This window comes from Bradyrhizobium sp. (genome assembly GCF_030697065.1).
Taxonomy (GTDB): Bacteria; Pseudomonadota; Alphaproteobacteria; order Rhizobiales; family Xanthobacteraceae; genus Bradyrhizobium.
Genome location: NZ_JAUYQU010000320.1, coordinates 16,083 through 28,984, shown reverse-complemented (window position 1 = coordinate 28,984; position 12,902 = coordinate 16,083). Strand labels below are relative to the sequence as shown.

General features: G+C 62.7%; 12 protein-coding genes. 7 read left to right on the top strand and 5 right to left on the bottom strand.

Annotated elements, in window-relative coordinates; genetic code table 11:
* The first annotated feature begins 263 nt into the window (after positions 1–263).
* The 5 genes from Q8R73_RS25190 (at position 264) to Q8R73_RS25170 (ending at position 6,322) form a co-directional block, all read left to right on the top strand.
* Complete coding sequence (locus Q8R73_RS25190; RefSeq protein WP_305722255.1) at positions 264–1,616, top strand: globin-coupled sensor protein; 1,353 nt, start codon at positions 264–266, stop codon at positions 1,614–1,616.
* 98 nt (positions 1,617–1,714) lie between these two features.
* The gene (locus Q8R73_RS25185) at positions 1,715–1,978 is read left to right on the top strand and encodes a hypothetical protein (RefSeq protein WP_305722254.1); all 264 of its coding nucleotides are present in this window, start codon (positions 1,715–1,717) and stop codon (positions 1,976–1,978) included.
* A 425-nt stretch (positions 1,979–2,403) separates the two neighbouring features.
* Positions 2,404–2,649 (top strand): hypothetical protein, encoded by a 246-nt coding sequence (locus tag Q8R73_RS25180; RefSeq protein ID WP_371126172.1) that lies wholly within the window; start codon positions 2,404–2,406, stop codon positions 2,647–2,649.
* Positions 2,650–2,697: 48 nt separating this feature from the next.
* Positions 2,698–4,203, top strand: coding sequence for a caspase domain-containing protein (locus tag Q8R73_RS25175; protein ID WP_305722253.1), 1,506 nt, complete (start codon positions 2,698–2,700; stop codon positions 4,201–4,203).
* A 70-nt stretch (positions 4,204–4,273) separates the two neighbouring features.
* Positions 4,274–6,322, top strand: a complete 2,049-nt coding sequence (locus tag Q8R73_RS25170; RefSeq protein ID WP_305722252.1) for a pyrroloquinoline quinone-dependent dehydrogenase — start codon at positions 4,274–4,276, stop codon at positions 6,320–6,322.
* 268 nt (positions 6,323–6,590) lie between these two features.
* On the opposite strand, the gene Q8R73_RS25165 is transcribed toward Q8R73_RS25170, so the two are convergent.
* Positions 6,591–7,067: a hypothetical protein gene (locus Q8R73_RS25165; protein ID WP_305722251.1), complete on the bottom strand. Its 477-nt coding sequence runs from the start codon at positions 7,065–7,067 to the stop codon at positions 6,591–6,593.
* Positions 7,068–7,212: 145 nt separating this feature from the next.
* Between Q8R73_RS25165 and Q8R73_RS25160 the strand changes: the two genes are divergently transcribed.
* Entirely contained in the window at positions 7,213–7,746 is a 534-nt protein-coding gene (locus Q8R73_RS25160) for a Crp/Fnr family transcriptional regulator (RefSeq protein WP_305722250.1), read from the top strand.
* 22 nt (positions 7,747–7,768) lie between these two features.
* Here Q8R73_RS25160 and Q8R73_RS25155 read toward each other — a convergent pair whose 3' ends face one another.
* From Q8R73_RS25155 to Q8R73_RS25140, 4 genes are all read right to left on the bottom strand, one after another.
* On the bottom strand, positions 7,769–8,848 hold the full coding sequence (locus Q8R73_RS25155) for a DedA family protein (RefSeq protein WP_305722249.1): 1,080 nt from the start codon (positions 8,846–8,848) through the stop codon (positions 7,769–7,771).
* Positions 8,849–8,860: 12 nt separating this feature from the next.
* Complete coding sequence (locus tag Q8R73_RS25150) at positions 8,861–9,628, bottom strand: DUF4395 domain-containing protein (RefSeq protein WP_305722248.1); 768 nt, start codon at positions 9,626–9,628, stop codon at positions 8,861–8,863.
* 211 nt (positions 9,629–9,839) lie between these two features.
* Positions 9,840–11,237: a cell wall metabolism sensor histidine kinase WalK gene (locus tag Q8R73_RS25145; protein WP_305722247.1), complete on the bottom strand. Its 1,398-nt coding sequence runs from the start codon at positions 11,235–11,237 to the stop codon at positions 9,840–9,842.
* Positions 11,234–11,956, bottom strand: a complete 723-nt coding sequence (locus Q8R73_RS25140; RefSeq protein ID WP_305722246.1) for a response regulator — start codon at positions 11,954–11,956, stop codon at positions 11,234–11,236. Before Q8R73_RS25140 ends, Q8R73_RS25145 begins: the two co-directional genes overlap by 4 nt.
* Positions 11,957–12,136: 180 nt before the next feature.
* Between Q8R73_RS25140 and Q8R73_RS25135 the strand changes: the two genes are divergently transcribed.
* Positions 12,137–12,850: a hypothetical protein gene (locus tag Q8R73_RS25135; RefSeq protein WP_305722245.1), complete on the top strand. Its 714-nt coding sequence runs from the start codon at positions 12,137–12,139 to the stop codon at positions 12,848–12,850.
* The last annotated feature ends 52 nt before the right edge of the window (positions 12,851–12,902 follow it).

The window sequence follows — 12,902 nt, the reverse complement described above, 5'->3', positions numbered from 1 at the left end:
GACGCCATTCAATCGCTGGCCGCGCATGATCTAACAAAAGAATAGCGTGTAACGGCCTGCAACTTGAAGGGGTGGCGTCACGTGTTCTGGCCTTAACTCAGGTCAACAATCTGGATCAAGTTTTGGCACTCGGAGTTTTTTCAAGAATCGATTTAGCCTTTTCACGGTGAATATATCGAATTGTCCAATCCGGTGGTCTCGCGTTTTTCGAGAAGCATGCGTCCAAGAAAATAATCATACATTCTCTTCAGGGGGAAATATTTATGGCGCAGGCAATCGTGGCCGAGGGAAGTCAGGATCGCGAAACCCGGATGCGCTTCATGCGCATCGATCCCACGACCGGTGAACTGTTGCGCGAGCTCTGGAAGGTTGTCGAACCGGCGCTGCCTGAGATGCTCGAAGGCTTTTATCAGCATGTTTCGAGGGAGCCGCAACTTGCGCGGCTGATCGGCGATGACATTCCCCGCCTCAAGGCGTCGCAGCGGTCGCACTGGGCGCGCCTGTTCAATGGTCGTTTCGATCATGAATACATGCAGGGGGTGCGCACGATCGGTCTGATCCACAACAAGATCGGGCTGGAGCCGCGCTGGTATATCGGCGGGTATAATTTTGTGCTGAGTCAGCTCGTGGGACTCGCGGTTCGCCGGTATCGCTGGAAGCCAGCTCATCTTTCAAAGGTGCTTGCCGCGCTGAATTGTGCGGTCCTGCTGGACATGGATATCGCGATCTCGGTCTATCAGGAAGCGATGTTGGCGCAGCGTCAGGAGCAACAAGACAGGATTACCGCCGCGATCGGGGGTTTCGACGGTCGGATGAATGTCGTGCTGAATATTATCGTAGATTCGGCGGCCAATCTGCAGAACGCCGCCAATGCACTCGCTGCCAACGCCGAACAATCGACCCGGCAATCGACCGCGGTAGCCGCGGCCTCGGAGGAGGCATCCGCGAATGTGCAGGCGGTGGCGTCGGCCACGGAGCAACTGACTTCATCCGTCAGGGAGATTGGCCGACAGGTTACGGAGTCGGCACGGATGACGGGCAAGGCAGTCGAGCAGGCCGGCCAGTCCAGCGCGCGCATGCAGGGCCTGGCTACAGCGGCGCAGCGGATCGGAGCGGTCGTCGAGCTCATCAACAATATCGCGGGACAAACCAACCTGCTGGCGTTGAATGCCACCATCGAGGCTGCGCGCGCCGGCGATGCGGGCAGGGGCTTCGCCGTGGTCGCCTCGGAGGTCAAGGCTCTGGCCGAACAGACCGCGAAGGCGACCGACGAAATCAGCCAGCAGATTCTCGCGATCCAGACCGCAACCGGGCAATCGGTGAGTTCGATCGAGGATATCGGAACAACGATCGGGTCGGTCAACGAGATTGCAACGGCGATCGCTGCGGCCGTCGAGCAGCAGGGTATGGCCACGGCCGAGATCGCGCGCAACATTCAGGAAGCTTCCCGAGGTACACAGGATGTATCGAGCAACATCGGCGGTGTCAGCCGGGCCGCGAGCGAAACCCGTCTGACCGCGACGCAATTGCTGTCTTCCGCCAACGAACTCTCGCAGCAATCGGAGCTGCTGCGCAGCAGTGTCGAAGGGTTCTTCGCCACGATCCGGGCCGCCTGACGCCGACGTCGCGTCGGTGCGAGAATGCCGTTCGCGCTGCGTCCGAAGGTGTCGTGATCTGTTTTGATAGCGTCCCATCGCACACCCAAGGAGACTCCATGTCGACCCTGTCAGATCGCCCGTCCGATGAATTGATCTTCCAGCATCTTGGCGCAGCCGTCGTACTGTGCTGGGGACAATTGCCCGCCGTGGCGAAAGACCAGATTCTGCGTCAGGCCGATGATGTGATCGGGCTGGCGCCGATCCCCGAGATTCGAAACGAGATCGTGAAGCTGCTGATACGCAAGGCCAAGGCGGAGTGGCTCGCTGCGTCCCAGGCAATCAGCCATTCCCGAAGTGTTCCCCCGTTGCGAGGGCACTGATCCCGACGGGTCGACGCGACATCACCTTCCAGCAGGCAGCTGATCGGCTCGAGAGTCTCCGATGCGCAGGTGTCGTCGGGCTCGGCGCGCCGCCCGGTCGGTGATGGTGTTGTCGCTGATGACGACGTGACAGGTCTCGGCGCCCGGCGGTTTCCCTGGACCGGGGCCAACTCTGCTCTGACGCAGGGAGTCCAGCCCGCGCCCCGGACCTCGCGGTGTAGCGACGATAGCCTCTTGTGTGCGGGTCGCGGTGGCCCGTGAACCGTTTTTCACGCATCAGCGCTGACAATTAAGGCCAATTTCGTTGCCGCATCAACACTTGCTGAAACCCTGTACCTGGATCCACCACCCCAACGGGGTTTAACATGATCCCCCGGCAGGGTAGGTTGGGGAAGACGAAAGGGGACCGGGCGATGAATATCCCTATGGCGGCAATGGCGATGATGACCTTGCCGGTCATGCCTGCGCACGCCCAGGCCAACCGGCCGAGGCAGGAGACCACCAAGGCCGAAGAGAAAAAACCGGTCGTCGACGAGAATGCCTACAAGGCCGCGCTGGAGCGGATTCCCGAATCGAGGGAAAAATACGATCCGTGGGGCGTCGCGCGGCCGGGGAACCCGCCAGGAAATCAAAGTAAGCAGAACGGAGAGGTATTCGGGATCCGGGTTTGAACCTCGGCGCCGATACGACTGACCAATTTGACAGCTCGGAGGTTCGCCATGATCGGTTCCATTTTGCGCCATACGGTTCTCGCCGCGGGAATCCTGCTCGGCTCGCACGCAGCCCTTGCCGAAAACCGCGTGGCGCTCGTGATCGGCCAGTCGAACTACCGCGCCGTGGTTCCACTGCCCAACCCGGCCAATGACGCCAAGGCGGTGTCACAGATGCTGACCGAGTCCGGCTTCGAGGTGTTGACGGCGGCCGATCTGTCGCAGAACGAGCTGCGCGCCAAGGTCGGCGACTTCGCGGCCATGGTGGCTGCGAAAGGTCCCGATACCGTCGCGCTGGTGTTCTATGCCGGCCACGGGCTGCAGATCGACGGCGAGAACTATCTGGTGCCGGTCGACGTCGATCCGAAGCGGGAAACCGATATCCCGCTGCAGGCGGTGCGCCTCAACGACATCCTGAACACGCTGAACTCGGTGCCGAGCAAGACCCGCATCCTGCTGCTGGATTCCTGCCGCAACAATCCGTTCCCCGATATCAGCAAGACCGCCGCGCGGGGGCTCGCCATCGTCGACGCCAAGACCGGCGCTCCCGGCACCTTCATGTCGTTTTCGACCTCGCCGGGCGCCGAAGCCGAGGACGGCAGCGGCGCCAACAGTCCCTACACCACGGCGCTGCTCGCGGCGGCCAAGGAGCCGGGGCTGTCGATCGAGGATACCTTCAAGCGCGTGCGCGTCGCGGTCAACAAGGTGACCGAGGGGCGGCAGACGCCGTGGGACAGTTCCTCGCTGACCGACGATTTCAGGTTCATCGGTCCCCCCGTTGCCGGTCCCAAGCTCGCCGCCGTCAAGAAAACCGTCGACGAGTGGAAGCGCGACCTGAAAGGCAAGCCGGTCGAGGCCGCCAATGAATTGATCATCGCCGACGGCAGCGACGAGGCCTATGACGCCTTCGCGACGCTCTACGCGCAAACACCGCTGGGGCTGCAGGCGCGCGACTGGCTGGTACGTCACCGCCGCATGAAGGCCTGGAACGAGGCGGTGATCCTGAACACCGCGGCCGGCTACAGCGCCTTCATCGCGCGGTTTCCGGACAGCGACCTCACCCCGACCGCGCGCAAGCTGGAAGAGCGGCTGCGCAATCGTCCGAATTTCGTCGCGGCGGTCGCAACGGGTGGCGGCGCGGCGAATGCGCTGGGTGCGCCGCCGACAGGCGCGGCCGGCGGGCTGCCCCAGCCGACCAACGCTTCGCTCGGCCCGACCTGTCCCTGCACCACGCCGATCGTGCCGCTGAAGAAGGCCGATACGCCGCCGAAGAAGCGCGTCGAGCCCGTTCCGCCGAAGCGGGTCGAGCCGGTTCCGCCAAAGCGCGTCGACCGTGCGCCGCCGAGGCGTTACGTCGAAGACGACGTCGTGATCATCCGCCGTCCGCCGGTGCGCTATTACGAGCCGGCGCCCGGACCCCGGATTGGTATCGGTATCGGCGGCAGCTACGGCCGTGGCGGCAGTTATGGTGACCGAGGCGGCAGTTACCAGGGCCGGTCGAGGGGCGGCTACTGAGGTTGGCCTTGCAACGGATGTTCGCCCGCGTCATTGATCCCTGAGCAATGACCGGGCTGCAGTTGGGGCCATGCCACGATTTCTGACGCTGCTTGCCTTCCTCATGCTTGCTGATGCGCCGGCGACGGCATGGGAACATTGGGGCGGTGATCGCGGCGGCATGCGGTATTCGCCGCTCGCCCGGATCACGCCGGCCAATGTCGACAATCTGGTGCGGGCGTGGGAATTTCGGACCGGGGATATCGAGCGCCGCGCGCCCGCCGCGATGGCGCGGACGAAATTCCAGGCGACGCCGCTGCTGGTCGAGGACAGCCTGATCTTCTGTTCGCCGTTCAACGAAGTGATCGCGCTCGATCCCGGCAGCGGCGCGCCAAAGTGGCGCTACGACCCCATGATCAGCACCGGTCAGCGGCCGGCCAACCGCTACAACTGCCGCGGTGTGGCCTGGTGGGTCGACGATCAGCTTGCGGCGAATGCGGCCTGCCGCGCCCGGGTGTTCATGGGCACCAACGACGCCCGCGTGATTGCGCTCGATGCCCGCACCGGCATTCCCTGCGCCGATTTCGGCACCGGCGGTGCGGTCAGGCTCGACACCGGATCGCTGGACTGGCCGGGCGAATTCCAGATCACGTCGGCGCCGGTGGTGAGCCGCGGCGTCGTCATTGTCGGCTCCGCGATCTCCGATAATCGCCGCGTCGAAGCCCCGCCCGGCACGGTGCGCGCCTTCGATGCGAGGACCGGACGGCCGCGCTGGAGTTTCGATCCGCTGGTCCATGACGGCATCGTCGCGGGCCATGCCAATGTCTGGGCGCCGATGTCGGCCGACGAGGACCGCGGGCTGGTGTTCCTGCCGACCTCGTCGCCGAGCCCGGATTTCTGGGGCGGCCAGCGGCCCGGCAACAACGAGCACGCCAATTCAGTGGTCGCGCTGCGGGCCGAGACCGGCGAACTGGTGTGGTCGTTCCAGACGGTGCATCACGACGTCTGGGATTACGACGTGCCGGCGCAGCCGACGCTGGCGCGGATCGACGCCGGGGAGGGCATGCGCGACGTCGTGATCCAGCCGACCAAGCAGGGTCTTGTGTTCGTGCTGGACCGCGATACCGGCAAGCCGGTCTGGCCGGTCGAGGAGCGCCCCGTGCCGCAAGGCGGTGCGGAAGGCGAGCAATTGTCGCCGACGCAGCCGTTTCCCACCCATTTGCCGGCGCTGCTGCCGCAACGGATTTCGCCGGACGACATGTTCGGCCTCATTCCGTTCAGGGATCGCGCGGCCTGCCGCGACCAGCTCGCGGCGGCGCGCAATGACGGCCTCTACACGCCGCCCTCGACCCAGGGGACGGTGGTTTTTCCGATGACCGGCGGCGGCGTGAACTGGGGCGGCGTTGCCTTCGATCCGGTCAACCAGATCCTCTATGCCAACACCAGCCGTGCCGCGCATTTCGTCAAGCTGATTCCGCGCAGCGATGCGGCAGGATTCAAGCCGATGCCGGGCCATGATTTCGGACAGCAGCGCGGCGCGCCGTTTGCGATGACGCGTTCGCTGCTAACCTCGCCGTTGGGCCTGCCCTGCAACAAGCCGCCCTGGGGCGTCACGATGGCGGTTGATCTGAAGGCGGGGAAAATTCTCTGGCAGACGTCGGTCGGCACGGCGGAAGACCGCGCGCCGCTCGGGATCGCTTTCAACTTCGGCACGCCGCTGGTCAACGGCGTCGCCATCACCGCCGGCGGTCTGGTCTTCACCGGCGCGATGGACGCCTATCTGCGCGCGTTCGATGCCAAATCGGGCGCCGAACTCTGGCAGGGCAGGTTGCCGGTCCCCGGCGTCGCCAATCCCATGACCTACCTCTGGAAGGGCGAGCAATATGTCGCGATCGGCGCCGGCGGCCATTCCGAATCCGGCACCTCGATCGGCGACAGTCTGGTCGCGTTTCGACTCGCCCGGCCGGGCGAGACGCCGTCGCTGTGGTCGCGTACCATTGATCGGCCCGGAGGACGATTTTGGGCCACGGCGATGGCGGTCGCACTCGCGGTCGGGCTGATGGCGGTCGCGGCGGAGCGCTGGCGCCGTGCACGAAGGCGCGGAGCGATGGCCGGCCAGGGGACGCCAAGCCGCGATTAAGCCTGGGTATCGCCCCACCACAACACGCCGGCAAAGACCGCAAACATGGCAACCACAGCGACAGAAACCAGAATCGAATCCAGGGGCATTGCAGCATCCTTCGGAAGAAGCATGCGCAAGAATGGCCGAGCGCGGCCGTCGCTTTCATTGATCTGAATCAATGCATGCGGCCGTGCCGGCAGTGCGAGAACCGGCCAATCCCAAGCTGGATAGTTGCTGCTGCCGGCGTTACGACCGCTCTTACCCGCTATTGCGGAATTTTCGTAACCTACTTCAGCCGGTAGCTCGCGTGACATCCCACGCATTGAGCCGTTATGTCCGCAAGTCCCGCAAACACCGGCTTCATATCGCCGGTAACGCCCGCGTCCTGAGCGGTGATTGCGAAGCGGCTGGCGGCGCGGTGCATCGCCGTCCCGGCGTCCTGCATGCCCTGAGGCATGTATCTGGAGACATGCGCAGCGCCGTGCAGCCCCAGCGATGACATTCCAAGCCGCGTTTCCGCAATTTTGGCTGCGACATCCATTTGGCCCATACCCAGTTGGGTTTGAATTTCCTGCAGGGCCAGCAGGTGATCGCGCATGTTGGCCAGTGTGTGCTCCACCAACGCCGCAGGAAACTTCACGAACTGCCTTGCGTCTCGAGCGCGAGGGGCGGACGAATCATGCCTGTGCTGATGCTGAGCGTCAGCCAATGTTGCGCCGCCGCAGGCGACGACAGCAACAATCAGGGCCACTGATACCCGCATAGGTCCTCCCCGAGTCCGGCAATGTAGCGCCAGCGGTGTTTGGCCGGCCTTCGCGCCGGCATGGCGGCGATGGTCCGACGGTGCGCAAGCGCGGGCCTAAGATAGCTCTTGCCACTTCCGAGGCTTTACCGACATGATAATTATCATGTCGCCATCCATCGAACCATATTTGAAGGGTTTGCGTGCCCAGCAGCGGCACGTCGCCGGTGGCCAATTTGTGTTTCATCGCGGGGACACCGCGAAAGAAATGCATTTCGTGCTGGCTGGCTCGGTTCACCTGGTGCGATACCAGAGCGATGGATCCATCTTGATCCTGCAGCGGGCGGGACCCGGATCGATCCTGGCCGAAGCGTCCCTGTATTCTCAGACCTATCATTGCGACGCCGTTGCATTCGGGGCGGCCGGGACCCGGACATACGCGAAAGCGGGCTTCAAGAAGCTGCTCGCGAGGAACGCGGAGTTCAGCAACGTTTGGGCCGGCTATCTTGCGCGGGAGTTACAAAGCGCGAGACTGCGCTCCGAGATTCTCTCGTTGAAGACGGTCGCGGGACGGCTCGATGCATGGATCGCCTGGAACGGCGGCGGTCCTCCGGCAAGGGGCGAGTGGAAGCTTGTCGCCAGCGAAATCGGGGTGAGTCCCGAGGCGCTTTATCGGGAAGTCGCCAAACGTCGACCGTGAAATCCGTGACGTGCCCCGGAACCTATTGAGAGGCCAAGCGGTTCGCTTTGCCCTTGATCAATATTGCGATCGCCGCCGAAAGCATCAGCAACGAGAAGAGCAGGCCGCTGAGGTTTCTCAGGAAGCTGGCTGCCGCCTCTACCTCGGTGCCAACAGTGTATCCAAGCCAGAGATAGGCGAACATCCAGAAGCTCCGTCCCACAAGGCTGAGCACGGCAAATCGGGTCGCCGAATAGCCGCTGACACCGGCAAGCAGACTGATGAAAGTGCTCAGCGTCGAGACCAGGGTCCGGCTCAGGAAGACGGTCAGGGCCCCCCACCTGGAAAGCATGCCGGCGAGGAGCGCCTGTCGCGCGAGGGAGAGGCCGAGAACCGGTCCCCAGTTTGCCAGGAGCGAAGGCCCCAGAATTCGCCCGGCGAAATAACCTCCAATGTCGCCAAGCATCGATGCGAAGATCCCGAGGGTGAAAGTCAGCCCCCAATCAAGCTTTCCCTGCGCCAGGAGCGATCCTGCGATCGTGACGGCGACCCCGCTTGGCAATGGAAGTCCCAACGCGCCGAGCAACAGGGTCCCGCCGAAGGCTGCGTATCCATATGTCAAAACCAGCGACAGAATGCTGTCGTTGAGCGTAGCCAGCCAGCCCGGAGAGGCCGACGATTTCTGAATCGGCGCCGTGTCAGCGACGGCACGCTGAACACGCTGCGCATAGTCGATACGGGGAAGCGATGTGCGGTCGGCGAGTTCCTTGAGCGTGCTCTTCGGATCCGTGTCCGGAGAAAGTTGCAGACGACTGGCGAGGGTGATGAAGGCTACGCCATAGGTCTCGGCCACGTAACCAATTGTCATCCAGGGACGGATTCCGCTGGTGCCGGGAACACCGCTCTGGGTGGCGGATTGGAGCAGACGATAGGTACCGTAGGTACGAAAGCCAAAGAAGGTCGCGGCGATCAGGGAAAAGATGACGATTGCCGCAGCAGCCCAGCCCACCCGCGAAAGGCGGCTTTCGGATTCTCTTCGGCCCTGACCGCTGCCCACAGAGTACGTGTCCTTCAGGTAATTGCCGGACCGAACCAGTCCCGTTACGGCAGACAGCGCCGGCAAGGCGTCAGAATATCATCTGCAGTTGTTGTGGAGCTTCCATTTTTCGACGTGCCCGATCGCGATGGCGAAAGCCGGAACCTTGCAGCGTTCCGCCTCTTCGCTGCCCACCGACAGGCCTGTTGCCGCGGTCATTACATCCTGTCGCTGCACATCCTGTCGCTGCGTCAAGTCGGACTTCCCGCCCACCACGTTCGCAGCCGCGGTCATGGCGCCCAGAAAACCCAGAACAACGACGACCTGAGCCAGGCCGACTCTCTGGATCTCCTGCACGGCATGAACCTCACAAACCTCGCCGGGGCAGAGCTGCGCCCTTTCCCTGTTGAACAGATTGTAGATCGCACAACCAATGCAAATGCCAAAAGCGGTTTCGAAGAACAGGAGCAACAGGCAAACCGAGCAGACCAGCAAATTGACCGGACCGCGCACATCCTGGAAGACCACGAGATACAGCATGGCCGTCGCCAACACGAGACCGATCGCCCACGCGAACCTCTTTTGTGGCGCTCCAACGTATTCCGGTTTCTGATTCCTAACCGCAATTCGTCCCAGAACCAGGCTGGGGGCGAACTTCGGATTGACGAGAACCCGAATGAAAAAATCAATGAAGAAGCCGATCACGACGATCTTGATCGGAAAAAAGTCTCCGGTCAGCCAGGCGTTCATGAACGCGATCGTGGCCATGAAAAACAGGATGCCGGCGCCGGCCCTGGCTTCCCTCTCGTTGAGGACGGGGACAGCATATTCGGGCAATCGTTCGCCGAACTGAAAAACCTTGCTCATGGTCGCTCCCGTAGCCGCTGTCCAAGCACCGCAATTGGCGTGACGAAGCCGTAGACCAATGCGGGCCATAGCTACATGATTTCGATCATGTCCCTTGAATGGTCTGATGTATGCCCTCATCAGGATAGGCGATCCATTGGGATGGACATGAGCATTCGCTAATCTTTCGCCCGAGCGTGACGACTCGGACGCAACGGGAACGTTTGGCGTCTTATCGAGGAAGTACGATTCGGGCACGCAGCCCGGTGGTTGGCCGGTTGCTGAGCAGGAGCTCGCCGCGGTGGGCCTGCACAATCGATTGGGTAATCGCCAGACCAAGGCCAACTCCGCCGGTCTCCCGATTCCGGGATTCCTCAAGACGATAGAACGGATCCAGCACCCGCGAGAGCTCCTGTTCCGGGATGCCGGGACCTTCATCATCGACAAGGATTTCGATCGTTTTAGGTGACGCCTGGATCGCGACGCTTGCTGTCTTGCCGTACTTGATCGCATTGTCGAGGAGGTTTCGGATCGCTCGTTTCAAGGCGTCGGGCCGGCAGTCGTATACAACCGGTTCGACTGGCTCCATTCTGATGGGCATGCCGGCGTCGGCCATGTCATCGACGATGCTTTGGACGAGCGCAGCAATCTCGGTCGGGCGCCGCATCTCGGTTGTGGCCTCGTCGCGAGCGAACTGTAGCGTTACGGCGACCATCGAGTCCATCTCGGCGATGGTGGCCAGCATCTTGTCGCGTTCTTGCGGATTGTCCACGTTCTCCGCGCGCAGGCGTAACAGCGTCAGTGGCGTGCGCAGATCGTGCGAAATCGCCGCCAGCATGCGGGTACGGTTTTCGATCAGACCAAGCAGCCGGGACTGCATGGTATTGAAGGCGCGCGCGGCCTGACGGGTTTCGATCGTGCCAGTCTCCGGCATTGGTGAAGCATTCAAGTCATTGCCGAGCCGTTCGGCAGCCGCCGACACCGCGGCGAGCGGCGCCGTGACACGGCGTACCGCCCATACCGAGACCGCGAGAATGACGATCGCCATAATCGCCATCGAAAGCAGGAACTGACGTGAAAAACCTGACCCGCTCTCCGGCAGGGCGGTAGCGAATGCAAGCCATTGCCCGTCCGCCAGCGGAATCGCGACCTGCAGATCACGGAAGCCACCGAAACCGCCGAAACCGCGGAATCCATGCATCATCGGGCCTCGCCCCATCATCCGGTGCGGCCCGCCAAACGACGGTGTATCCGAAGCCGATGCGGATACGCGCGGTTGCCTGTCCGGCGGCAATGAAAGCTGATCGACGAGAAATTCCTTGATCGCCTCTACAACGGCACCTTCCTGGTCGGCCGGGATGAAGGTCGGGGCCTGGGCCGAAAGCGAGACGCGAAAGGTTTGATCGCTCAGACCGGCGACAATCCGTTCGCGCCGCTCCCGTGCAGTGTCCTGCACCAGCCTCGCGAGGTTGGTGATGCGCTGTGCCGCGGAAAATCCCCCGACGGCCCGTACGGCCTGCTCGCGGTCCAGCGTATAGATCCACGATCCAACGAGTAACGATACGATCAGGCCGGCGACCAACACCAGCAGGGTCTGGCCAAACAGGCTTTTGGGCAGAAGCCGGTTCATCTGCGGCTCACATCCGGCGTGAATATGTAGCCGCCGCCCCACACCGTCTTGATGATCCTGGGATCGCCGGGATCCAGCTCGAGCTTCTTGCGGAGACGACTGACCTGCGTATCGATGCTGCGGTCGAGGCCTGCAGACGAGCGCCCCCGCGCCAGATCAAGCAATTGGTCGCGGTTGAGCACCCGCTGCGGGCGTTCCACCAGCGCTATCAGCAGATCGAACTCGCCGGTGCTGAGCGGCACCGCGACACCGTCGTCGCGAACAAGCGCACGCAGGCCGATGTCCAGGCCCCACCGGTCGAAATGATAGCTCCTTGGGCGTTGCCCGGAAGCCTCCCTGAATATGCTTTCATGGCTCCGGCGCAGGACGGCTCTGATCCGCGCGATCAGTTCGCGGCTGCCGAAGGGCTTCGGCAGGTAATCATCGGCTCCCATCTCCAGGCCTATGATGCGGTCGACTTCCTCGCCCTTGGCGGTCAGCATGATAATCGGGACACTCGACTCCGCGCGAAGCTTCCGGCAGAGCGATAATCCATCCTCGCCCGGCAGCATGAGATCGAGCAGGATGAGGTCGATCCGGCCGGCGGACAGCACCTTCTGCATGGCGCGGCCGTCAGCCGCCGTACTGACCCGGAATCCCTCCTTGGCCAGCGCGCGCGAGACCAGATCGCGGATCTCGCGGTGGTCGTCGACGATCAGGATGTGCGGCGCACCTTGCATCCTCGCAATATAGACCAAAGCATCCGCGGCGCTTGCGGAATATGTGTCGGATCATGGCCGCCGCCGCCTTTGACAAACTTTGTCACAAACAACCCTGTTCCTGAAAAACTTCGGTCAAGTCCGGCCTCTCCAATGGGCAGAAGCAACGGATGATCGGTTGCACGGACATTGGAGATTCAGATGAAGAAGAAGGTTCTTGTTATCGGCGGTATCGTGGCCGCTACCGTGCTCGTCGGCGGCTGGGCCCTGGCGCAGTCAGCCGATCATGGTCCGCGCGGAATGCACGGCATGGGATTTGGCATGCACGAAAGGATGGGACGCGGGATGGGCCCGATGGGGCAAGATATGCGGGGCCAAATGGGTCCGGGCATGAGGGGCATGGGCGGCGGACTGATGGGGTTGCACGGGGGCTCCGCCACCATGGCAGAGCGGCGGGATATTCATGGGCTCCTCTTCGACCACAATCGTATCAAGCGGACGGTGACGAACCTTCCGGACGGCATTCGCACGGTTACCGAATCGGACGACGCGGAGGTTGCCGCGACGATCAAGAGACACGTCGCCGAAATGGGAAAGCGTGTCGAAGAAGGACGTGATCCTGGTCTGCCGATCGAGAGCCCGGCGCTGCACTCGATCTTCCGGAATAAGGACAAGATCAAGAGCGCGTATGAGACGACCGAGAAGGGAATCATCGTCACTCAAACCTCGGCCGACGCCGACACCGTCAAGGCTCTGCAGGATCACGCCGCGGAAGTGACTGATCTTGCGCAGCGCGGGATGGTTGCGGCGCACGAGGCCGTGATGAAGAACGGCGGCGGCATGATGGGACGAGGTATGATGGGACGAGGCATGCGCATGCGCGGTGCCACGGCGGAGCCGCAACACCAACACTAAGACCGATAACGGCACAGCACGCGGTCGTGTGATCGCGTGCTGTGTTGGAGGG